Source organism: Campylobacter vulpis (genome assembly GCF_014217995.1).
GTDB classification, from domain to species: Bacteria; Campylobacterota; Campylobacteria; order Campylobacterales; family Campylobacteraceae; genus Campylobacter_D; species Campylobacter_D vulpis.
In genome coordinates, this window is the sequence record NZ_CP041617.1 from 741,508 (window position 1) to 764,715 (window position 23,208).

The 23,208-nt window shown below is 36.5% G+C and carries 23 protein-coding genes; 9 read left to right on the forward strand and 14 right to left on the reverse strand.

The genetic code is table 11. The features are described from left to right. Positions 1-68: 68 nt before the first annotated feature. The 3 genes from CVULP_RS03745 (at position 69) to CVULP_RS03755 (ending at position 3,797) form a co-directional block, all read left to right on the forward strand. On the forward strand, positions 69-3,026 hold the full coding sequence (locus CVULP_RS03745; protein WP_265415689.1) for an autotransporter domain-containing protein: 2,958 nt from the start codon (positions 69-71) through the stop codon (positions 3,024-3,026). Positions 3,027-3,142: 116 nt separating this feature from the next. After that, entirely contained in the window at positions 3,143-3,484 is a 342-nt protein-coding gene (locus CVULP_RS03750; RefSeq protein WP_099462722.1) for a DMT family transporter, read from the forward strand. A 1-nt stretch (position 3,485) separates the two neighbouring features. Continuing rightward, entirely contained in the window at positions 3,486-3,797 is a 312-nt protein-coding gene (locus tag CVULP_RS03755; protein ID WP_245821686.1) for an SMR family transporter, read from the forward strand. Here CVULP_RS03755 and queA read toward each other — a convergent pair. The 6 genes from queA to panB are packed head-to-tail and all read right to left on the reverse strand — an operon-like array spanning position 3,794 to position 9,121. After that, positions 3,794-4,813, reverse strand: coding sequence for a tRNA preQ1(34) S-adenosylmethionine ribosyltransferase-isomerase QueA (queA, locus tag CVULP_RS03760; protein WP_099507297.1), 1,020 nt, complete (start codon positions 4,811-4,813; stop codon positions 3,794-3,796). The two genes, CVULP_RS03755 and queA, sit on opposite strands and share 4 nt — an antisense overlap. Beyond that, positions 4,813-6,306: a methyltransferase regulatory domain-containing protein gene (locus CVULP_RS03765; RefSeq protein ID WP_265415690.1), complete on the reverse strand. Its 1,494-nt coding sequence runs from the start codon at positions 6,304-6,306 to the stop codon at positions 4,813-4,815. The genes queA and CVULP_RS03765 overlap by 1 nt, the downstream gene beginning before the upstream one ends. Further along, entirely contained in the window at positions 6,303-7,049 is a 747-nt protein-coding gene (gene tatC, locus CVULP_RS03770; RefSeq protein WP_099507299.1) for a twin-arginine translocase subunit TatC, read from the reverse strand. Before tatC ends, CVULP_RS03765 begins: the two co-directional genes overlap by 4 nt. Beyond that, positions 7,042-7,398, reverse strand: a complete 357-nt coding sequence (gene tatB, locus CVULP_RS03775; RefSeq protein ID WP_004277326.1) for a Sec-independent protein translocase protein TatB — start codon at positions 7,396-7,398, stop codon at positions 7,042-7,044. The genes tatC and tatB overlap by 8 nt, the downstream gene beginning before the upstream one ends. Before the next feature lie 40 nt (positions 7,399-7,438). Further along, a complete protein-coding gene (panC, locus tag CVULP_RS03780) occupies positions 7,439-8,287 on the reverse strand; it encodes a pantoate--beta-alanine ligase (RefSeq protein ID WP_099507300.1) in 849 nt (282 codons plus the stop codon). 9 nt (positions 8,288-8,296) lie between these two features. After that, positions 8,297-9,121: a 3-methyl-2-oxobutanoate hydroxymethyltransferase gene (panB, locus tag CVULP_RS03785; RefSeq protein WP_099507301.1), complete on the reverse strand. Its 825-nt coding sequence runs from the start codon at positions 9,119-9,121 to the stop codon at positions 8,297-8,299. A 248-nt stretch (positions 9,122-9,369) separates the two neighbouring features. Between panB and CVULP_RS03795 the strand changes: the two genes are divergently transcribed. After that, entirely contained in the window at positions 9,370-10,110 is a 741-nt protein-coding gene (locus CVULP_RS03795; protein ID WP_099462025.1) for an amino acid ABC transporter permease, read from the forward strand. Next, positions 10,103-10,831, forward strand: a complete 729-nt coding sequence (locus CVULP_RS03800) for an amino acid ABC transporter ATP-binding protein (protein ID WP_099462022.1) — start codon at positions 10,103-10,105, stop codon at positions 10,829-10,831. Before CVULP_RS03795 ends, CVULP_RS03800 begins: the two co-directional genes overlap by 8 nt. Here CVULP_RS03800 and CVULP_RS03805 read toward each other — a convergent pair. Both CVULP_RS03805 and pta read right to left on the reverse strand, forming a co-directional pair. Continuing rightward, on the reverse strand, positions 10,828-12,024 hold the full coding sequence (locus tag CVULP_RS03805; RefSeq protein ID WP_099507302.1) for an acetate kinase: 1,197 nt from the start codon (positions 12,022-12,024) through the stop codon (positions 10,828-10,830). The genes CVULP_RS03800 and CVULP_RS03805 overlap by 4 nt on opposite strands. A gap of 9 nt (positions 12,025-12,033) precedes the next feature. Then, entirely contained in the window at positions 12,034-13,539 is a 1,506-nt protein-coding gene (pta, locus tag CVULP_RS03810; RefSeq protein WP_180753040.1) for a phosphate acetyltransferase, read from the reverse strand. Positions 13,540-13,636: 97 nt separating this feature from the next. On the opposite strand from pta, the gene flgH reads away from it, so the two are divergent. Then, positions 13,637-14,335 (forward strand): flagellar basal body L-ring protein FlgH, encoded by a 699-nt coding sequence (gene flgH, locus CVULP_RS03815; protein ID WP_099507304.1) that lies wholly within the window; start codon positions 13,637-13,639, stop codon positions 14,333-14,335. 2 nt (positions 14,336-14,337) lie between these two features. Here flgH and CVULP_RS03820 read toward each other — a convergent pair whose 3' ends face one another. Genes CVULP_RS03820 through CVULP_RS03835 form a run of 4 tightly spaced genes read right to left on the reverse strand, consistent with a single transcriptional unit; the run spans position 14,338 to position 16,964 of the window. After that, positions 14,338-15,594 (reverse strand): RNA polymerase factor sigma-54, encoded by a 1,257-nt coding sequence (locus tag CVULP_RS03820; protein WP_099507305.1) that lies wholly within the window; start codon positions 15,592-15,594, stop codon positions 14,338-14,340. Continuing rightward, positions 15,594-16,322 carry an LPS export ABC transporter ATP-binding protein gene (lptB, locus tag CVULP_RS03825; RefSeq protein WP_099462010.1) on the reverse strand — a complete coding sequence of 243 codons (729 nt, stop codon included), beginning with the start codon at positions 16,320-16,322 and terminating at the stop codon, positions 15,594-15,596. The genes CVULP_RS03820 and lptB overlap by 1 nt, the downstream gene beginning before the upstream one ends. Continuing rightward, on the reverse strand, positions 16,315-16,722 hold the full coding sequence (gene tsaE / locus CVULP_RS03830; protein WP_099462007.1) for a tRNA (adenosine(37)-N6)-threonylcarbamoyltransferase complex ATPase subunit type 1 TsaE: 408 nt from the start codon (positions 16,720-16,722) through the stop codon (positions 16,315-16,317). The genes lptB and tsaE overlap by 8 nt, the downstream gene beginning before the upstream one ends. Beyond that, the gene (locus CVULP_RS03835; RefSeq protein WP_099462043.1) at positions 16,719-16,964 is read right to left on the reverse strand and encodes an RNA-binding S4 domain-containing protein; all 246 of its coding nucleotides are present in this window, start codon (positions 16,962-16,964) and stop codon (positions 16,719-16,721) included. The genes tsaE and CVULP_RS03835 overlap by 4 nt, the downstream gene beginning before the upstream one ends. Before the next feature lie 122 nt (positions 16,965-17,086). On the opposite strand from CVULP_RS03835, the gene CVULP_RS03840 reads away from it, so the two are divergent. After that, positions 17,087-18,307 (forward strand): argininosuccinate synthase, encoded by a 1,221-nt coding sequence (locus CVULP_RS03840; RefSeq protein ID WP_099462004.1) that lies wholly within the window; start codon positions 17,087-17,089, stop codon positions 18,305-18,307. Positions 18,308-18,404: 97 nt separating this feature from the next. On the opposite strand, the gene CVULP_RS03845 is transcribed toward CVULP_RS03840, so the two are convergent. Both CVULP_RS03845 and aspS read right to left on the reverse strand, forming a co-directional pair. Next, positions 18,405-18,980 carry an adenylate kinase gene (locus tag CVULP_RS03845; protein ID WP_099507306.1) on the reverse strand — a complete coding sequence of 192 codons (576 nt, stop codon included), beginning with the start codon at positions 18,978-18,980 and terminating at the stop codon, positions 18,405-18,407. Then, positions 18,977-20,728 carry an aspartate--tRNA ligase gene (gene aspS / locus CVULP_RS03850; protein ID WP_099507307.1) on the reverse strand — a complete coding sequence of 584 codons (1,752 nt, stop codon included), beginning with the start codon at positions 20,726-20,728 and terminating at the stop codon, positions 18,977-18,979. Before aspS ends, CVULP_RS03845 begins: the two co-directional genes overlap by 4 nt. 79 nt (positions 20,729-20,807) lie before the next feature. On the opposite strand from aspS, the gene CVULP_RS03855 reads away from it, so the two are divergent. Then, positions 20,808-21,668, forward strand: a complete 861-nt coding sequence (locus CVULP_RS03855) for an NAD(+) kinase (RefSeq protein ID WP_099461998.1) — start codon at positions 20,808-20,810, stop codon at positions 21,666-21,668. Then, positions 21,668-23,191: an AAA family ATPase gene (locus CVULP_RS03860; RefSeq protein ID WP_099507308.1), complete on the forward strand. Its 1,524-nt coding sequence runs from the start codon at positions 21,668-21,670 to the stop codon at positions 23,189-23,191. The genes CVULP_RS03855 and CVULP_RS03860 overlap by 1 nt, the downstream gene beginning before the upstream one ends. The last annotated feature ends 17 nt before the right edge of the window (positions 23,192-23,208 follow it).

Genomic DNA, 23,208 nt, shown 5'->3' on the forward strand with positions numbered 1-23,208 from the left:
TTATAATTGCGATTATTTTTATCTTAATTACGAAAGGTCTATAATGCAAAAACATCTTATCAACTCTCTTGCGGGGGGGGGGGGGGGGTAACTCACAGAGTTCTAAAAAGCCTCTTTTATCACTCGCCTGTATCTTTGCACTAGCCTGTTATAGTCAAGCGGACTGGGTTATTAATACTAGTGATACAGCAAATACAACAAATAGCATAGACGCCACAATCTCCAACAATATCACTTTAAATAATAAAAATTCAGCAGTTTATACCACCACTAGCGGAAGCGGTCAAATGGGAAGTTTAACCATAAATGACGGCGTTACCATTTCATCAAATAAAAATGACGGCAAAGGCATTATTATCAATGGCGGAACTCAAGTCAATAATATCACCAATAATGGAACGATTAACGCACACGGACAAGGGATTGAAGTAAATAGAAATGCCAGAGTTGAAACCATTACTATAGGAGCTACTGGAATTCTAAGCTCTACAAATAGAAGGGCCATTATAGTCAATACAGGTGGGCAAGTTAATCATATTGATGTGCAAGGCAGTATCACTGGCGGAAGAGGAGTTTTTAATAGTGGAACCATAGGGGTGAATGGGACGGGGACAAGTAGCCCTAATGGCATTAAAGTAACAGGTAGTATTATGTCAAGTGATAATAGTGCAGCAGCCATAGAAAATCACGGCACTATCAATGGAGGCATTGACATAGAAAGTGGGACTTTGACGGGGGGTAGAAATGCAACGCAGTGGAGGTCTTATTATATCAGTGTGTATAATCACAAAATGCTTAATGGAAGCATAAAAGTTGGTGAAAACGCTACCTTAATGGGTGGAATTGCAAATGCAAATCCATATGGTCAAAATGGCGTAGCAGTGCTAAATGGTAATATCGAAGTCGCCGGGAAAATTTATACCGATAGAGCCTCTCAATATGATATTTTTAATATTTTTGCTACGATTAATGGAGATATTATCATAAAAGACACTGCTACCTTAAGTAATGGTATATGGAACCAAGGCGTTATAAATGGCAAAATAGAAGTTGATGGAACTATCAATACTCAAGGTGGGCACAGTGGAGTTTATAATCTAAATAACTCCACCGTAAGCCAAGGTATAGTTATAAAAGAAAATGCCAAGATAAAAACAAAAGTTACCAACCGAGGCACAATCAGTGCAAACGGCATAGAAGTCAAAGGACAAGTCGGCGGTGCCGTAGATAACCAAGGCGGCACTATCACAGGCGATGTTAAGATTGAAAGCACAGGAAAGGTTGGAGGCGGTATCCATAACTCAGGCACTATCAATGGTAAAATAGAAAATCAAGGAAAAGATGCCGTTAATATTAACAATAATCAAAGAGGTAATGTTACAGGTGGCATCACAAACCACGGCACAGCTACCATTAACAACCGAGGCACAACCACAAATATCACAAATCAAACAGGTGCAAATGCCACTATCACAAATACAGGAACAGTAAGTCAGCAAATCACAAACCACGGCACAGCAAAAATCAACAATCAAGGCAAAATTCAAAGTGGTATCATCAATGATGGTGGAACTTTAACCGTTATCAATGACTTTAGAAGAGATGAAAACGCAGCAGATGGTTATCACACCATAGGAGAGATAGGTAAAACAGCAAGTGGTGTCCATATAGAAAATAAGGGTGGAGGCAAACTTCACATTAATGCTTGGTATTTTAATAAAGAAGATTACGCCACAGCTGAAGAAAGAAAAGCAAATGCCCTACTAGTAGATGGAGATTTTGCAAACATAAGCATAGGAGATTCCTTTATCAACACAAAGGGCTTAGATGTGGATAAGCTTTATAATTCTTATAGCCTCATCGCAGATAAAGACGGCAATGCCGTAGGAGATAAGGTCAATAATGGTCAAGGCATAGATGTGAATAAACTGCACTCTGTTTCAGGCATTTATAGCTTTGAAAATTTCGGAGGAGCTGGTCAGTATAGAGCTAATATCAACAGAGATGAGCTAAGTGGTAGAACCCTAGCACAATCGATCATTTATTCTCAAAGAGTAAGAAATGTCAATCTCTCAAGGATACTAAGAGAAGCCACCACTCAAGTCTTTGTTTCAGGTAAAGAAAGTGAAGTTAATGCTAATGGTAAAAGCTTAAGCCAACTAGAACAACTCCACACCAATCACAGAGATGAGAATACAAAAAATCATACCTTTGTGATTCCTTACTATCAAAACTTTAGTGCAGACTTAGGAAGTCATACGGGGAAATTAAAATCAAATTCCTCTGGTATGCTTATCGCTACGCAAAGAGAATTACCAAATGATTATGGAGTCTTTGGAGTATATGCAGGCTTTGAAAATGCTGACCAAAAGGTCGCAGGTCAAAGAATAGAAATGGACGGGAATTCTTACTATGCAGGTTTAACTTATAATCATAGCTTTTATGAAGATGATTTAACAACTTATTTTATGAATCTTACTACTAAGCTTGACTATATAGAAAGAGATGTAGAAAAAACTTATCGTGGTTATATAGGCTCTGCTAGTTCTACTGCAAAGGTATTTGGATATGGGGCAAATGCTAGAGTAGGGTTAAGCCATTATCTTCACAATGATGCGAAAATCACTCCTCAAATAGGCTTTAACTATCTAGGTATGCATAATAAGCCTTTTACTCTTAATCACTTAGGAGGCACAAGAGAGCATTATCTAGCACAAAGTTTTAATTTCATCGATGCAGTTGCGACAATCAAATATGAAACGCCTTGGATTAATCGTTTTAAAACAGCTGTGGCACTAGGAACAATCTTTAATGTCTATAAGGACGCAAAAGGAACCTTACACCTTGATAGCAATGTCTTAAATGCTGAACTTGACATCGCTAGGCTTTATGGAGTGGTGCAAGGGGGAGTTTCGTATGACTTGACTAAGGATTCTGATATTTCTTTAGGATATAGTGGAATTTTCTCTTCAGCTAATACTATAAGATCTCACGCCCTTATGTTTAGATATGCTTGGTGGTGGTGAGAGTTTAACTACTATGTGAGCCTATGGGCTCACGCTTTTGGTTTATAAATATTTTTTAAACGACTTTAATTTTACTTATGCTATAATCTTGCTTTTGCAAATTTAAGGAGAGACTTATGCTAAAAGCATGGATTTTTCTAATGCTTGCTATTGTGTGTGAGGTTTTTGGCGTTTCTGTGATGAATTATTCGCAGGAGGGTAAGCAAATTTTCGTTTATGGCTTTATGTTTGCTATGATAGGGGTGGCGTATTATTTTATGTCTCTTTCTATACGCACGATTAGCGTAGGCGTGGCGTATGCCATTTGGGAAATTGTGGGGCTTAGCTTGATAACCCTTATCGCCGTTTTTATCTTTGGCACTTCTTTAAAAACACAAGAATACATAGGCTTGGCACTTGCTATTGTGGGCATTGTGCTTGTAAATTTGGGGGAGAAACACGAGGCTAAAGATGTTTAATATCTATTTACTTTATGTCGTTTTAGCCGCACTTTTAGACATCGTGGCTAATCTCGCTTTAAATAAGTCTAATGGCTTTAGGAATCTTAAATGGGGCATTGTGTCCGTTTTGCTCGTGTGGCTTGCCTTTTATCTCCTTGCCTTAAGTTTAGAGGGTATGAAACTAGCTGTCGCTTACACGCTTTGGGGAAGTATAGGAATTTTAGGCACGACTTTGGGGGGGTGGTATTTTTTTAAGCAGAAATTAAAGCCTATCGGCTGGGTGGGGATTTTTATCATCATTATCGCAGTAATAACGCTTAAGACGGCTTAAAGAATTAACATCGCATCGCCGTAAGAATAAAAGCGGTATTCTAACGCAACCGCCTCTTTATAGAGTGCTAGAGTCTTTTCACGCCCTATAAAAGAGGATACAAGCATTATAAGTGTGGATTTTGGTAAGTGGAAATTTGTTAGGAGAAAATTTTGCCTTAAAGGCTTATTAAAAGGGTGTAAAAATAAATCACACGCCCCACTACAAAGCCCCGTCCTAGCATAATACTCAATGCTTCTAGTCGCAGTCGTTCCTACGCCTAAAATTGCTTTTTTGCTGTCGATACACGCTTTTGCAGCCTCATTGATGTGAAAAAATTCGCTGTGCATTTGATGCTCTCTTAGGTCTTCGCATTCTACGCTTTTAAAAGTTCCTGCGCCTATGTGTAGGGTGATAGTGTAAATTTCGTGGCGTTTTTTAAGGCTCTCTAACATAGCCTTACTAAAATGCAAACTCGCCGTAGGGGCTGCCACAGCACCTAAATTTTTAGCAAAAATGCTTTGATAGTCCTGCGTGTCTTTAAGCGTGTCGGCTCTTTTGATATAGGGCGGTAGGGGGATATGCCCTATCTTTTCTAAAAGGGCGTAAAGCTTAGGGGTGTTAAGTAAATTTTCATCTTGTTTAAAGCAAACTTTGCGTAAGCCGTCCGCATAAAGCTCTAAAATTTCAGCACTCAAGCCCTCTTTAAAATGTAAAATATCGCCCTTTTTGACCCTGCCTCTAATTTGTGCGTTAAATTCGCACTCGCTCACGCTAGAGTGTAGAAAAAGCTCAATTTTCCCTCCGCTTTCTTTTGTCCCATAAATTCTAGCCTTAATGACCTTAGTATCGTTAAAAAATATAGCACAATCAGGCAAAAACTGCTCCAAATTCGCAAAAGTGCTGTGTGTAACCCTATCTTTTCCACGCTCATAAATCAAAAGCCTCGCCGCTTCTTTGGGCTGGGCTGGGTGTGTGGCGATAAGCTCTTTTGGTAAGGTATAATCGTAATTTGAAAGGCTTAAATCTTTATCCATTAAAACATTTCAAGTTTCATTAGTATAGGCAGACGCCTTAAAAATTTTTTGTAATGTAAGCTGAGTTGAGTGAAAACGCTTTCTCTGTCTTTACAAGCTTGGTTATTTGCGTCATGAAAGTGAAAATTTTCATCTTGATAAATCCGCTCAAATAGCTCTTCTAAATTCATTTGATTTTCGTTAAAATAATGATTGAGAAAAGCCCTTTCTAGGCTATCTAGTGAAATTCCTCCTCCAGTAAGCGCACAGGCAAAAATGTATTCTTGGCTTAATTTTTGCTCTTTTAAGAGGCTGTGATTATAAAATTTAACCTCGTCAATTTTATGTGTTGTATTTGGCACACAAATGCCTACAAGATTAAACGCCATTAGATTGGTTAAAAGGTGGAAAAGAACCTCACTATTTGCAAAAGCACCACTCATAAGCGTTTTAGCCCTTTTTGGTGCGAAATTCTCGCTCTCAAGCTTTGAAATAAGCTCAATATAAGCCCATCTTAAATTCTCCTCACAACCCTCAAAAGTCTGGCTTGTAGGATAGTCTAAAAGCACAAATTGCATTTCAAAAAGTTGTTGTTGGGTTTGCTTTTTATTAAGCTTAAAAAGTTGCTTACCATATAAATCATAACGAAATGCCTTATTTTGGATAAAATCTTTCATTTGCTCTTTGAAATTTTTATTATGAATTCGTGCTAAAAAACTCTCCTCCTTAGGAGAAAAATGCTTAAAATGATAAGCTAACATACACTCACAAATATAGCTCAACCCCCCCCCCCTCATCGTTTCAGCCACATCACTAAAATAGGGCAAATACCAAGAATCGCACAAAAATTCGTGCATGCAATAATTATGATGAGAATGACGGTGCGTATCGATGGTCGCTAGTATATTTTTATGAAGTGTATTTTCAGGCTCTAAATTTGCAAATTCCTGCGTGAAAGAAAAAATCTCATCAAAATTATCCGTGTTTTCCTTTTGTGAGTAGAGTTTAAAGATGTGCCTAGCGTCCATACTCACAGAGCGACCGGGCAAGCAGTTATAACTCACATACACAACGCCCCCCTCACGCAAAAATTCCTTGATAATACTAAGGATAATCTGACGATTTTCCTCATTAACCCAACAATAAATTCCATGCAAAACTATGAAATCAAAACCTACTTCTTCGCCATTGGCTTTCATTTTTCTAAAGCGTTCTAAAAGCTGCTTAAAGCTATCTGCATAAAGGGTAAGATTTGAAATCTTAGCTTGTTCACAGATATTTTTAGCAAATGCGACTTGATTTTCATTAAAATCTGTGCCGACAAAATACCCCTCATTACTCACAGCATGCGTTAGCAGTGAGCGTCCCATACCAAAGCCTAGTTCTAAATAATGCTTATTCTTGACCGGTTTAAAGCCTGCAAAGAGGAGATTAAGATTAATAATATTAGGTTGAATTACATCAAAATATAAATCTTCGTAATCACTAGATTGAATATAACCGTCATATTTCATTGTTTATTCCTTTCATTATTGTCGGTAGGGGCGGGATTGACTTTTTTAGCGATTAAAATGGAAATTCCATAAAGCCCGCAAAGTGGAATTGCTAGCAAAAATTGTGAAAAAACATCGGGCGGGGTCATCATCGCAGAAAAGATGAAGATGATTAAAACGGCGATTCTAAATTGCCTTTTTAAAAAAGCATCATCAATCAAGCCAAGCTTAGCGAAAAAATAGGTCAAAACAGGCATTTCAAACGCCAAACCAAAGGCTATCATTAGTTTTGTAAAAAAGCCCACATAAGCCCCTATGCTAATGATAGGCTTGAAATTTTGCACACTTGCACCAAAATCGATGAGAAATTTAAAAGTAAAAGGCACAACGACAAAATAGCAAAACAAACAGCCCAAAATAAACATCAAACTAGCAAAGATGACAAAAGGCACGACAAGGCGTTTTTCATTATCATAAAGTCCGGGTGCGACAAAGCTCCAAAACTGCCAAAAAATCACAGGTAAAGATAGCAAAAACCCCGCAAAAAATGCTACTTTCATCGCGGTAAATAAAGGCTCTGCCATTTCGATGAAATTGATTTGCTTTGAAATTTCAGGCAAAACAGCTTCAAGGGGCATAGTAAGGACATCTAGGATATATTTATTAAGAGCAAAACAGATAAAAAACATCACAATAACACATAAAACGCTTATGAGCAATCTTTTTCTAAGTTCGATTAAATGGGGTTTTAGCTCTTCAAACATTTGCTTTTTCCGTAGGATTTTGTGGGGGAGTTTCTTTTTCTCTACTATCGAAAGTTAAATCCACTTTTGTTTTATCCAAAATATCTCTTTTTAAGTCGTCAAATTCCTCAAAACTAAGCTTTTTGCGTATGTTTTCATTACTTAGCGAAAACTCATCTTGGTATTTTTGCGCTTCGTCTTTTAGCTCTTTAATGCGAATTTCTTTTTCAATGCCGGCTTTAGCGTCATTGATATTACGCTTAATAGCCTTGATAATCTTGGCAATTTGCACTATGGCGTCTGGAAGTTTATCCGGTCCCAAAACCAAAATAGCGACAATTAAAATAACGATAATTTCACCCATACTCATAAAAAAGCCTTAAAAAAGACAGCATTTTATCTAAAAATACTTATTTAAGATTTAAAAGCAAAAAATTATCAATCAACCTTGTTTTGCCTATATAAACGGCTAAAGCACCCAAAACGCCCTCTTCAATGCGTTCTAAATTTTCCATAGTTTTAGGATTAACAAGCTCGATATAATCAATCCTAGCAAGGCTTTCTTTTTGCAATTCTTCACGCATAGCTTGAAGTATAATTTTGCTCTCTCTTTCGCCCTTTTGGATTAAATTTTCTCCTAAAAAAATCGCCCTTGAAAGCACTAGAGCCGCCTTTCTCTCCGCCTCGTTTAAATAAACATTACGCGAACTTTTTGCCAAGCCGTCCTTTTCTCTTACAATGGGGCAAATTTCTATTTTAAGGTCTAAATTTAAATCCTCTACCATATGTTTAACCACAGCACATTGCTGGGCGTCTTTTTGCCCAAAATACGCCACATCAGGCGTGATAAGATGAAAAAATTTCATCAAAATGGTGCAAACTCCACGAAAATGCCCCTCTCTTTTTGCTCCACATAATTTATCGGTAAGTGAGTCCATATCTACATAAGAGCTAAAGCCCTTAGGATACATTTGCTCTACACTAGGCGTAAAAAGCACTGCTACGCCCTCATTTTCGCAAAGCTTAGCGTCTCTTTCTAAGTCTCTTGGGTAGGTCGCTAGGTCCTCATTAACGCCAAATTGCATAGGATTAACAAAAATGCTAACGATAATTTTATCGTTTTGACTTGCTTTTTTAATAAGGCTTAAATGTCCCTCGTGCAAATAACCCATAGTCGGCACATAGCCTATGCTTAAATTTTGACTTTTCCACTCTTTAATGACTTTTTTTAAATCCGTGATATTGTTTATAATTTGCATTTTTTTCCTTTAATATAATTCTTCAATCCACTCATCATTTTCTAAAGAAAAGCTATATTCTTCACTTGGAAATTCTCCGCTTTTTACGGCGTTAATGTAGGCTTTTATGCCCTCATTTGGGTTTAAATTGGCAAATTTTCTCACAAATTTGGGCTTAAATCCTTGATGAAGTCCCAAAAAATCGTGATAGACTAAAACCTGTCCATCGCAGTGTTTCCCCGCTCCTATGCCTATGGTTGGCACTTCTAGGATTTGGGTGATTTTTTGTGCTAATTTGCTTGGCACACATTCCATTAAAACCATACTAGCACCCGCATCTTGCACGGCTTTGGCATCGTCGATGAGTTTTTTAGCGGCTTCTTTGCTTTTGCCTTGCACCTTATATCCTCCCATAGCATTGACACTTTGTGGGGTAAGTCCTATGTGAGCGATGACGGGGATAGAGGCACGGCTTAAAGCTCTAATGCACTCACTAAACTCACTTCCTCCCTCTAATTTCACGCCATTTGCACGACCTTCCTTCATAAATTTCGCCGCATTTTGTAAGGCGTCATAAGTGGAGCTTTGATAGGACATAAAGGGCATATCAGCTAATACAAAGGCATTTTTAGCGGCTTTTGAAACAGCTTTTGTGAAAATAAGCATTTCCTCCATACTCACACTTAGCGTATCCTCGTGTCCTAAAAGCACCATAGCCACAGAATCGCCCACTAAAATCATATCCACCCCAGCCTCATCTAAAGCCCTAGCACTAGGATAATCGTAAGCTGCCACCATAGTGATTTTGTCTCTATTTGCTTTTTGTTTTTGAAAGTCGATAATGCTTTTTCTCATCATTTATCCTTTGATTTTGCCTTATTATACTTTTCTAGCCTTTTTCTCTTTCTTTAGCTTTTTCTAGCATTTGGCGGTTAAAGCCTATGATTAAAAATGCCATTAGCAAAACAAAAAGAAAGATTAAAATAAATTCTAAAATTGCCATTTTTTCCCTTTAAATTTTAAAAATTCTAACACATTTTAAAGAAAAATAAAAGATTATTTTTCTAAAATTTGGGCTTTAATTTTAATCATAAGGCTTTATTTTGACCCAAAAGAGTATCCAAGCATTTGTATTTTTTACTATCATTATTTTATGGGGATATTTTTCTTTCCCTTACGAAATTTTACAAGTGAGTGATGAAGCTGGGGTGCGTTACGCTTTTACCCCTAATGCTAAGGCTTATGTGCTAAGTTATGGCACTACGATTTTGCTGACTTTTTGTGCAGTTTGTATAGGACTTGTTGTTGGTTTTATTTTGGCTTTGATTCGCTTTTCTCCTTTTAGGGTGCTTAATTTCATCGTTGATGAGTTTATCGACATTATACGCGGAACGCCTGTCATTTTACAGCTTATGATATTTGCTTTTGTGATTTTTACCTTTTTAGATAATTTATATGCGGCGATTTTAGCACTTGGGCTTAATAGCTCGGCTTATATTGCTGAGATTGTAAGAAGTGGGATTAATAGCGTTGATAAGGGACAAATGGAAGCGGCTAGGGCTATGGGGCTTGATTATCAAAGCACGATGAGGGAGATTATTTTACCTCAAGCACTTAAAAATATTTTGCCCGCTCTTGCAAATGAATTTATTTCTCTTTTTAAAGAAACTTCGGTGGTTGGTTTTATAAGCGTTGTGGATATTACAATGCAAAGTAAGAGTTTGCAAGCGGTGCTTTATAATCCTAAGCCTATTATTTTCACAGGACTTGTATATTATGTGAGTGTGAAAATTTTTAGCTTAGGTGTAAGATTATTAGAAAAAAGGCTCAATCAAAATGATTAAAACCGAAAATTTATGTAAAAAATATGGAAATTTGGAAGTCTTAAAAGGCATTAGCACCCAAATTCAAAAAGGCGATGTTGTAGCTTTGATAGGACCTAGTGGAGGTGGTAAAAGCACTTTTTTACGCTGTCTTAATAGGCTTGAGCTTGCTGATAGTGGTAAAATTTTCATCAAAGGCGAAAATATCTTAGATGAAAAGATTGACATCAATCAAATTCGTCAAAAAGTAAGTATGGTTTTTCAGCATTTTAATCTTTTTGCGAATAAAAATGTCCTTGAGAATTTAATTCTAACGCCCATTAAAACAAGGATTTTAAGCAAAGATGAAGCCATAGCTAAGGCAGAAATTTTACTCTCTAAAGTGGGCTTGGCAGATAAAAAAGCCTATATGCCACACAAACTTTCAGGCGGTCAAAAGCAACGCATAGCCATAGCTAGAAGTTTGATGATGAGTCCTGATGTGATTTTATTTGACGAGCCGACTTCTGCACTGGATCCTGAAATGATAGGCGAGGTTTTAAACATTATGAAAGATTTAGCTAAAGAGGGTTTAACTATGCTTGTAGTTACCCACGAAATGGGCTTTGCGAAAAATGTAGCAAATCGCATTTTTTTTATGGATAAAGGACAAATCGCCGTTGATGAAAGTCCAGTAGGCGTGTTTGAAAATCCTAAAAATGAAAGGCTTAGAGAATTTTTAAATAAGGTTTTAAATCACTAAGCCTTAATTTTGAGCTTTTTAATAAGCCCTTCTGTGATTTTAGCGATTTCAAGCTCTTCATCTGTGGGGATAACAAAAATTTTCACTTTAGAATTTGCTTTGCTAATCTCCCTCTCTCCGCTTTCACTTTTTTCATTTAAACTTTCATCAAGTTCAAAGCCTAGATGTTTTAATCTTTCGCAAGTTTTTTGACGCACTAAAGAGGCATTTTCTCCTACTCCAGCAGTAAAAATCAAAGCGTCTGTATGCGGTAAAATGGCAAAATAAGAGCCTATATATTTAGCCAAGCGGTAACAATACATATCAAGGGCGAGGCGTGCGAGATTATTACCATTTTGAATTTCACTTACTACATCGCGAAAGTCATTATAACCACAAACGCCATAAAGCCCACTTTGCTTATTCATCATAGTATCAAGCATATCGGCGTTTAAATTTTTTGCTTTAGCGATGAAGGGCAGGGTAGCAGGGTCGATATCTCCGCACCTTGTTCCCATCATTAAGCCCTCAAGAGGTGTAAAGCCCATAGAGGTATCTATGCTTTTTCCATTTTCTATGGCACACACACTAGCACCATTGCCAAGATGTGCGCTTATAGCGTTAATATTTTCTTTTTGCATTAAAATTGCCGCTCTTGAGCTTACATAAGAGTGCGAAGTGCCGTGAAAGCCGTATTTTCTAATATTATATTCTGTATAATAATCATAAGGCAAAGCATACATATAAGCGAAATCAGGCATACTCTTATGAAAAGCCGTATCAAAAATGGTCGCATTTGGCACTTTAGGAGCGGCTTTTAGCATAGTTTTAATCCCAGCTAAATGGGCTGGATTGTGTAGCGGAGCTATGGCACTAACGCGGTCGATTTCTTCTAATACAAAATTATCCACCAAACAATGCTCCGTTAAATTCTTTCCCCCATGCACGATTCTATGTCCGCAACCATCAAGCTCGTTTAAATCTCTTAAAATTCCACTTTCATTAAAAAGCTCTTCGACTAATTGCAAACCTTTTTCGTGATTGGCTATATGTGTGTCGCGACGCATTTTTGTGCCTGTTTTGGCGTTTTTTAGCTCGATTTTAGATTGATTATTGCCTATTTTTTCAACTAAACCACTCGCTAAGACGACTTTATTATCAAAAAGCTTGAATTTGATAGAAGAAGAGCCTGAATTTAAAACTAAAATTTTCATTTTTTATCCTTATTGTGCTTGAATCGCACTTAAAATCACGGTATCGACTATATCTTCTACTAAACAGCCCCTACTTAAATCATTAACAGGCTTTTTAAGTCCTTGTAGAATAGGTCCTATGGCAAGGGCATTTGCCGTTCTTTGCACGGCTTTGTAGCAGATATTTGCCGCGTCAAGATTAGGGAAGATATAAACATTTGCCTTGCCTGCTATGGTAGAATTTGGCATTTTTTTTGCAGCGGTCTTGGCATCGTAAGCGCAGTCAAACTGCATAGGTCCGTCAATTTGAAGGTTTGGATATTTTTCTTTAGCGATTTTTAAAGCCTCATTGACTAAATCCACGCTTTCGCCCTTGCCACTATCTCCACTAGAATAAGATAGCATAGCAATACGCGGTTCAAGCCCAAAAGCCTTAGCACTCAAAGCACTTACATAAGCACTTTGAGCAAGTTGCTCGGCTGTTGGGTTTGGATTAACCGCGCAGTCCGCAAAGGCTAAAACCTTATCTTCAAGCCCCATAAAAAAGATACCAGAGACAGAATTAATACCCTCTTTTGTTTTGATGATTTGAAGGGCAGGGCGTATAGTTTCAGCCGTAGTTGTTGAAGCACCACTTACCATAGCATCGGCTTTTTGACTATGCACAAGTAAAGTGCCAAAATAAGTTCTATCTTTAACGAGTTTGGCGGCTTCTTCTAGGCTCATACCCTTAGCCTTTCTTGCCTCATAAAGCATAGTGCTAAATTCTTCGCATAGGGGCGAATTTGTGGGATCTAGCACCTCAATGCCATTAAGATCTAATCCAAGCTTTAGAGCATTTTCTTTGATTTTAGTTTCATTTCCAAGTAAGATGAGATGAACGACATTACTTCTAAGTAAAATTTCACTCGCTCTTAAAATCCTCTCATCATCACTTTCTGGTAAAACAACGATTTTTTTATTTTTCACACTTTTTTTAATGAGTTCAAATTTAAAGCGATTAGGTGTGATAAATTCATATTCTTTCAAATTCATAAGCTCATTAAAATCAAAATTTGCGTCAATTAAGGCGTAATTTTCTCCCTTAAGGCTTTCATCGAAAATTTTTCTCGCTATATTTTGATCCTTTTGGTCGATAATGGCAGCTATGGGTGTGTTAAGATTTTTGGCAAGTTTAACGCTTAATTCAAAGCCATCTAAAATGCCAAATTCCGAAAAACTTGTTACTAAAACAAAGTCATATTTAGCTTTTAAATTTTCATATTCTTCTAAAATTTTGTTGAAAAAATAGTGAGGATCGTGGCTAAAGGTATTCATCGCATCGCGTAAGGTAAAGCCGTAGCTTTCTTTTGAACTTTGTTTGATGTTAAATTCTTCAAGCCATTCTTGCACGGCGGCTATTCTATGCACATAAATCACGGGGCAGTAAATGGCTATATTTTTATAATATTTTGTGTAGTGTGCTAAAAATTTTTTGGTAATGAGGGTATTTAAATCATCACTTTTTGACCGCATAAGATAAAGATTTGCCATTATTTTTCCTTTGCATTTAAACTTGGAACGCTCTTTGCTTTCTAAGGTTTTGAAGTTATTGTAACGAAAAAATATAAAAAATTCATATCAAAGGACAGAAATGAAAAAAGTTTTCGTATATATGTTACCATTTGCATTTTTTGGATGTAGTGCTGTGGTAGATCCTGAAATTTCGATGAAGCCACCAGCTTATGTTGAAGAGCTTGCACCTAAGCAAAGTCATAATGTAGAATCAGCACCCGGGTCCTTATTTGGTAAGGGAGATAATCCTTTATTCTCCGATAAAAAAGCGATGAATGTTAATGATTTAGTTACCGTCATCATACAAGAAAGCACAACGCAAAGCACACAGGCGAACAAAACGACTAGTAGAACAAATAATGCAAATTTGGGCGGAGGTGCCTTAACAGGTAGCACAGGTGCTGTCAATCAAGTCTTAAACAAGGTTAATTCTTACTCTAATATAGGTTTTCAAACAAATAGCACAAATAATTACACAGGCACAGGCACACAAAGTAGAAATGAAAGCTTTAACACGACTATTTCAACAAGGGTGATTAAAATTCTTTCTAATGGAAATTATTTCATTGAAGGTTCTAGGGAGCTTTTGATTAATGGTGAAAAGCAAATTATACAGCTTAGTGGCGTGATTCGTCCTTATGATATAGGGCAGGATAATACCATAGATAGTAAATATATAGCCGATGCGAAAATTCTTTATAAAACTGAAGGTGAAGTAGATAGAAGCACGAGAAAGCCTTGGGGAAGTAAATTTATCGAAGCGGTGTGGCCATTTTAATTTTACGAGCCTTCTAGCTCGTAAAGTTTTTTTCTATCTGTGGAGCTTGCGATGCCTAGTTGTTTGCGGTATTTTGTAATCGTTCTTCTTCCTATGTCGATTTTAAATTCCGCTAAGATAAGCTCTAAAATTTTACTATCACTTAGGGGCTTTTGTTTATTTTCATTTTTTACCAAATTTGCGACAAAATCTTTTACACTTGCATTTGAAGTTTCTCCCTCTCCATCGAGTGCAAAAGCAAAAAAATCTTTTAGAGGGATAAGTCCTCTATCGCAACTTAAATATTTATTTGCAATAGCCCTTGAAATGGTCGAGGCATTTCGCTCCAAATCTTGTGCCAAATCTTTTAAAGTCATAGGTTTAATTTCTTTTCCTAAAAAAAATTCATATTGATGCTCAACTATCATCAAGCCTATTTTATATAAGGTCGCCTTACGCATAGCAAGGGCATCGACTAAATTTCTCGCCTCTTTTAAATAGCCACTTAAAAATTCGTGTTCCAAGCCGTCTGTTTCTATATGAATTTCTGGGTAATAATCATCGTTAATTTTAACCTTAATTTCTCCATTTTCTCTAAAAATAAAAATATCAGGCACTATCACTTTGCTTTCTTCAAAATACTCCAAAAAAGGCGGAATAGAAAATTTTTTAATAAGCTCAATGGCTTCTTTATAAAGCTTTTCTTTTGTATATTGCTGGATATTTTCAAAATCTAAAATAAGCATTTTGCTAAATTCATAAAGTTCATCATTTTTAAATTCTATATTTTCTAAGGCAAATAAAAAAGCCTCCTTAAAATCCATTGCCCCCACGCCCACAGGCTCTAAATACTTAAAGCGTGTGCGAATTTTTTCTACCTCTTCCCTAGAAAATTCGCTCAAAATCTCTTCATCATATTCAAAATAGCCCTCGTGATTGAGACATTGTATGATTTTATGAGCTATGCTTTGAGACTTTTCAGTAGGAAAAAGAGGGGGGATAATTTGCTCATCTAAAAACTCCCAAACGCTTTTTTGCTGTAAGGCTCTTTGCTCGACAAATTCGCTATGAGCATTTGTTTTAAAAAAGCTTTCGTAATAATTTTTACCATTTTGCTGTGTTTGCGTTTTTTCTTCTATGTTTAAAAAGGGATTATCCTCAGCAAATTTATCTAAGCTTTCTTTCAAGTCCTCGATATTTGCTTGCAAAAGAGGAAGCCAAGAGCGTAAGGTGTTAGAAAGCTTTGTTTTGGGACTTTGGCTTAATTTTTGTCTTAACATCAATCAAGGAGTTTAAACTCCGCTCCTAAGTAGTATTTTTTCACATCTTGATTATGTGCGATTTCTTTAGCATTTCCACTAGCTAAAAGTGTGCCTTGTTTAATAACATAAGCCCTATCACAAATAGCTAAGGTTTCGCGGACATTGTGGTCTGTGATTAAAATTCCAATACCAAGTCTTTTAAGCTCTTTGATAAGGTTTTGAATTTCAGCCACAGCGATGGGATCAACTCCCGCAAAAGGCTCGTCTAAAAGTAAAAATTTAGGCTCACACATCAAACTTCTTGCGATTTCGCAACGCCTTCTCTCCCCTCCGCTTAAACTTAAGCCCTTTCTAAGGCGTATGGGTTCTATGCTTAAGAGTTCTAGCATTTTTTCTACTTTTTCATTTAAAATTTTTTTATCTTTATAAAAAATTTCAGCAGCTAAAAACAAATTATCTTCCACACTTAAATCCTTAAAAACGCTACTTTCTTGCGGTAAATAGCCTATGCCTTGCCTTGCTCTTTTATTAAGCGGTTCTTTGGTGATGTCTGTGCCATTGAGCTTAACTTGACCTCCACTAGGTGTAATGAGACCGCATATCATATAAAAGGTTGTTGTTTTGCCAGCACCATTAGGACCTAAAAGTCCTACGACCTCCCCGCTTTGAATTTCAAGCGAGATACCGTGAATAATCTTTGTTTTTTTAATCACTTTTTCTAAATGCAAAACCTCTAATTTACTCATAAATCACATACTTTCTTTTGGAATTTAAAGGAAAAATTTCTACGATATAGGGCTTAATCCCCATTTTTTTTAAGGCTTTTTCTAAATTTTCATCACCCCACTCAACCAAATGCAAGCCTTCTTCAAAAAAATTTTCAAATAGTCCATTTTGTAAAATACCCCTTAAGCCTACTTGATAAATATCATAATGATAAATTTTTTTTGCATCTTTTTCGTAGCTTTGCATTAAAGAAAAGGTTGGTGAATTTGGTTTTTCGTCAAAATTTAATTTTTTTAGCAAGGCTTGAACTAGGCTTGTTTTTCCACTTGCTAAATCTCCACGAAGTAGCACAATGCCCTTATTTGGCAAATATTTCAAAAGCTCCTCAAGCTCATCTTGCATTAAAATGAATTCTCTCACAGCCTACTCACATACTCGCTTTGTGCGTTTTTTGGTATATTTTTACTCGTAGGTAGGGCAAGGACCTTATAGCTTTCTTTACGCTCATTTAAATGAAGCGTGATAATATCTCCTATTTTCACATCTTTACTAGGCTTTACAATCACGCCATTAATATCCACAACCTTACTCTTACACATATCCTCCGCAATGCTACGGCGTTTGGTAATATTAACTACATTTAAAAATTTATCAACTCTCATAAGGGGGATTTTAGCAAAAAAATGCAAATTAAAAATTATTTTGGAACAAAATTTGCTTTAAAAAACTTTTACTTAAGGCTTTTTTGCTAAAATTTTGCAAGAATTTTATAAAGGAGTTTAAGGTGAAAGATAAGGTTAAAAAAGTCGTTTTGGCTTATTCTGGTGGGCTTGATACGAGCATTATTTTAAAATGGTTGCAAGATGAGTATAATTGTGAAGTGCTTACTTTCACAGCAGACATAGGGCAGGGCGAGGAGCTTGAACCCGCTAGGCTTAAGGCTTTATCTCTTGGCATTAAAGAAGAAAATATTTTCATTAAAGATTTAAAAGATGAATTTGTTAAAGATTATGTTTTCCCTATGTTTAGAGCAAATGCTATTTATGAGGGAGAATATCTACTTGGCACAAGTATAGCGCGCCCTCTAATCGCTAAAACTCAAGCACAAATCGCCCTCCAAACAGGAGCTGATGCTGTAAGCCACGGTGCCACCGGCAAGGGTAATGACCAAGTGCGTTTTGAGCTTGGTTATTTAGCCTTTAATCCTGATTTAAAAATCATCGCTCCTTGGAGAGAGTGGGATTTAAATAGTCGTGAAAAACTTTTAGCTTACGCAGCAAAACACGGCATAGATATTTCTAAGAAAAAGGGTAAATCGCCTTATTCAATGGACGCAAATTTATTGCATATTTCTTATGAAGGACTTGTTTTAGAAGACCCTGCAGCAAGGGCAGAAGATGAGATGTGGAGATGGACTAAAAGTCCTAAAGAAGCACCTAATGAAAGTCAAATCATAGAGCTTGAATTTAAAAAGGGTGATTTGGTGGCGATTGATGATGAGTTTTTAAGCCCAGCAGGACTTTTAGCAAAGCTTAACGAGCTAGGTGCAAAACACGGCATAGGACGCCTTGACATCGTAGAAAATCGCTTTGTAGGTATGAAAAGTAGAGGTTGTTACGAAACGCCGGGCGGGACGATACTGCTAAAAGCACATAGAGCCATTGAAAGCATTACGCTTGATAGAGAAGCGGCGCATTTAAAAGATGAATTAATGCCTAAATACGCTCATCTTATCTATAATGGTTTTTGGTTTTCACCTGAAAGATTAATGCTTCAAGCCTTAATCGATGAGAGTCAAAAATGTGTCAATGGTAAGGTAAGACTCGAGCTTTATAAGGGCAATGTGATGGTTGTGGGGCGTGAAAGTGCGAATGATAGCCTCTTTAATGCCGCTTTTTGCACCTTTGAAGAAGATGAAGTGTATAATCAAAAAGATGCCGAAGGCTTTATTAAACTTAATGCTCTTCGTTTTATCATCGCGGGTAAAAATGGACGCAAATTTTAGACCATAGTTTGCTTAAATTTGGTAAGTAAGATTTATTAAGCGAAAGTTTGGCAAATGCTTTAATCTCAGCAAGTGCCACATCTTTCGTTTAAAATGCTTAAATATTTTGAATTTTTTTGATTAATTCTCTCATATCTGCTACGATTGGTTCAATCGCTCTTTCGCCGTCTATGATGAAGTGTAATTTTTTCTTTTGATAAAAGTTTAAAATTTCCTCCAAAGGCTCAATATAAACTTTCATTCTGTTATAAAACACCTCTTCATTATCATCAGCCCCACGCTTTCTACCCAAAATTCTATCTTTAGCGACTTCTTCACTGACACGAACTTCAATCACGCCTTTTAAAATGACTTCATTTTGCTCATTTAAAACCTTATCAAATTCCATCATTTGCTCTACGCTTCTAGGATAACCATCGATGATAATGGTTTTAGTCGGGGCATTTTTAAGTGCAGTAACGATAGTATTAATGACAACATCTAAAGGCACTAAATTTCCTTTAGAAATGAAACTATCGATGGTTTTACCTAGCTCGCTACCACTTGCAACTTCCTCTCTTAATAAATCGCCCGTAGAATAGTGCGTTACATTTGCGTCTGCTTTAGCGATTAAACTCGCATCCGTTGTTTTGCCACTACCTGGCGCACCTATGATTAAAAATAATTCTTTCATTTTACACTCTCCCTTAATTTTAGTCCAAGTTCTCTCATAGCCTCCTTACTCGCCTCGCTTGGTGCTTCTGTCATAAGGCACTGCGCTCTTTGCGTTTTAGGAAAGGCTATAACCTCCCTAATGCTACTTGCTCCGCTCACTAGCATAATAAGCCTATCAAGCCCTATGGCTATACCTCCGTGTGGTGGTGCTCCAAAGCTTAAGGCATCAAGCAAGAAGCCAAATTTTTCTCTTTGCTCCTCTTCGTTGATATTAAGAAGTTTAAAGACTTTTTGTTGGATTTCATTTTTGTGAATTCTTATACTTCCACCCCCAAGCTCAACGCCGTTTAAAACCACATCATAGGCTATGGAAGAAATGTTTTCTAAATCCTCTTCATCAATGTTCTTAGGCATAGTAAAAGGGTGATGCATCGCAGAATAAGAGCCGTCATCATTTTTCTCAAACATAGGGAAATCCACAACCCACAAAAATTCCAAAACGCTAGGATTTAAAAGCTTTAGTTCCTCCGCTAAAAAAAGTCTAAATCGTCCCATATAATCAAGCACGATTTTTTTCACTCCAGCACCAAAAAACACGACATCGCCGACTTCAAGTTCGCAGCGTTTTTCAAGCTCTTTTAAATCCTCTTCATTAAAGAATTTGCAAAGCGGACCCTTAAGCCCGTCCTCCTTAGCTTGTATAAAAGCTAAGCCTTGTGCGCCAAATTTACGCACAAATTCTTCAAATCTTTGCATTTGCCTTTTTGAAAAAATCATATCTCCCTTTGGCACTTTTAGGGCTTTAATGCGATTTTTATAAGGATCTTTTGCAATATTTGCAAAAATTTCATTGTTTGACTTAGCAAAAATGTCTATTACATCGATAAATTTTAAATCAAATCTTAAATCAGGCTTATCGCTCCCATAATTTTCCATAGCCTCTTTATAGCTCATTTGTCTAAAAGGCGTCTTAATTTGCTTACCACAAGCTGCGAAAATATCCTTTAAAAAGGTCTCCGCCACTGCTATCACATCTTTTTGCTCACAAAAGCTCATCTCCACATCAATTTGCGTGAATTCAGGCTGTCTGTCTGCTCTTAAATCCTCATCTCTAAAGCATTTTGCGATTTGAAAATAGCGGTCAAAATTCGCACACATTAAAAGCTGCTTAAAAAGCTGCGGACTTTGAGGTAGGGCATAAAATTCGCCCTGATGCACACGAGACGGCACTAAATAATCCCTCGCCCCCTCTGGTGTAGCCTTAGTTAAAATCGGCGTTTCTACCTCTAAAAAACCCATATTTGCCAAAGAATTTCTAGCTGCTATACAAGCCTTTGAGCGTAAGGCGAAATTTTCGTAAAGGCGTGGATTTCTAAGGTCTAAAAAGCGGTATTTTAAACGAAGTTCCTCATTGACACTTTCATCTCCTATGGCAAAAGGCGGCACGGCACTTTCATTTTCTACTACTAGTTCATCAACTACCACTTCAATTTCTCCCGTTTTAAGCTTGGCATTGACAAGCCCCTCGCCTCTTGGACGCACTTTTCCGTGAGCGATTAAAACAAATTCATTTCTTACGCTAGAGGCGATTTGATGAGCTTTTTGACTATCATTTGGGTCGCACACAAGCTGGATAAGCCCACTTCTATCTCTTAAATCGATAAAAATTACCCCGCCGTGGTCGCGGTAGCTATTAACCCAGCCACAAAGTCTCACTTCCTCGCCGATATTAGCTTTATTTAAGTCTGTATTATAATGACTACGCATTTTTTTCCTTGAAAATAAATTTTTTGGAATTATAATATCTTTATTCTTTTGCTTTGCTAAGTTTTGTTATAATTTTTTTATGCAAAAGGAATTTAATTATAAAAATGTCAAAAAAATTGGACTTGTTGCAAGACCGAATTCAAATTTAGACGCAGAAATTACAAATCTTGAAAGCATTTTGAAAAAAAAGGGCGTTGAGCTTTTGCTTTTTAAAGAAAGCTCACAAAGGCTAAATTTAGCAAGTTTTGAGCTTAATGAGCTTTTTGAAAAGAGTGATTTTATCATTTCTTTAGGAGGTGATGGCACTTTAATTTCGCTTTGTAGAAAGGCTTATGAGTATGAAAAGGCGATTTTAGGTATTCACGCGGGTAGGTTGGGTTTTTTAACAACGCTTTCTTTGCAAGATACTCCAAAATTTTTTGAAGAGTTTTTTCAAGGAGAATTTAGACTTGAAATGCCCTTTATGCTTGAACTTATCCTTGAAACAAAGAGGGGAGAAATTTTACGCAAAAATGCCTTTAATGACATCGTTTTTTTTAGAAAGCAAATGAATTCTATGGTGAGTATTGAGGTGTTTAGAAAGGGCAAAATTTTTAATCAATACTTTGGAGATGGGCTTATCATAGCCTCTCCTGCTGGCTCTACTGCTTATAATTTAAGTGCAAATGGTCCCATAGTTTATACTTTGGCAGAGGTTTTCATACTTACGCCTGTTTGCTCACACTCTCTTACTCAACGCCCCATTGTTTTGCCGCGTGGTTTTGAGCTTGAAGTGGGAGCGAAAGATTGCGTTTTGTGTGTCGATGGGCAAGAGCATTATGAAGTTGATGAATTTAAGAGTATTAAAGTGGGCTTAAGTGATAAGGGCGTATGTTTAATTCACCCTAAAAATAGGGATTATTTTCAAATTTTAAAAGAGAAATTAAACTGGGGTAATTGATGATTAGTCGTATTTTGATGAAAGAAAATTTGAGCTTTAAAGAAGCAAATTTAAAGCTTAGTGGGGGCTTAACTGTTTTTAGCGGATTAAGTGGGGCGGGGAAATCTGTGCTATTTAGGGGGATACTTGCAACTTTTGGTTTTGGAGAAAGTGAGGCTAAATTTGTCGAGCTTGAGCTTGATGATGAGCTTGATTTAGAAAGCTTTGGCATAGAAAGCGAGAGTGAAAATGTCTTTAAAATGCTTAAAGAAAAAAGCACAAAATATTTTATCAATAATCAAAGCATAGGCAAAAAAAGTCTTCAAAATCTTAGTAAAAGCTTTATAAAATATCTTAGTGTTAAGGACAATAACGAATTTAGTAATGAAAAATTTCTCACACTTTTAGATACCTTAGAAAGTGCGAAAAATCCAAATTTTAATGAATTTAAAGAAAATTTTAAGCAAATTTTTCAAGCATATAGCGAAAATTCTTTAAAGCTTAATAAGGTTTTAGAAGAAGAAAAAAGAGTGGAAGAGTTAAAGGAACTTGCCCAAACGCAAATTGAAAAAATTTCTAAAATCAACCCAAAACCCGGCGAATATGAGGAATTATTAAAGCTTAAAAAAAGACTTTCAAAACAGGATAAAATCGAGGAAGCTTGGAGCAAGGCGAATGGGATTTTTGAGTATGAAAAGGCGGTTTTAGATGCTTTAAATTTGAGCGAAGTGGATGCGAATTTTTTTAGCGAGTGTTTTAATGAATTACGCATTATCGCCGAAAATCAAAAAATGGAGGAACTCGACTTTGACATTGAAGCGTTATTGGACCGCATTAGCGACTTGTCTTATCTTATCAAGCGTTATGAGAGCATTGAGGGAGCTTTAGAAACACTTGAGCTTAAGCAAAAAGAACTTGAGCATTATGAGAATTTGAGCTTTGAAAAAAAAGAATTGGAGCTTACAAGTCAAAAATTAAAAGAAAAATTAGAAAAGAAAGCGCAAATTTTAAGTGAGGCTAGATTGAGAAATTTGGGAGTTTTGCAGGATTTTTTAAACGACTATTTGGCTAAACTTTATATGAAAAATTTAAAACTTGATTGTGTGCAAAATGATGAAATGAGCCTTTTGGGAAGAGATGAAATTAAATTAAGCGTCAGTGAAACCAAGCTTAAAAATCTTAGCTCTGGGGAATTAAACCGCTTAAGACTTGCTTTTATCGCCACAGAATGTAAAATTTTAAATGCGGGGCGAGGCATTATATTTTTAGATGAAATTGATGCAAATTTAAGTGGAAAGGAGGCGATGAGTATAGCGAAAGTTTTGGAAGAATTGAGCTGTTTTTATCAAATTTTTGCTATTTCTCATTTGCCTCAACTTTCTTCAAAAGCACATAATCATTTTTTGGTGGAAAAAAATGGCACACAAAGTAGGGTCAAAAAGCTTGAAAAAGAGGAGAGAATTAAGGAACTAGCGAGAATGGTAAGCGGAGAGCAAATTAGCGATGAAGCATTGCAATTTGCAAAGACTTTGTTTGAGGATTAACTAAAGTGTGGTTTAAA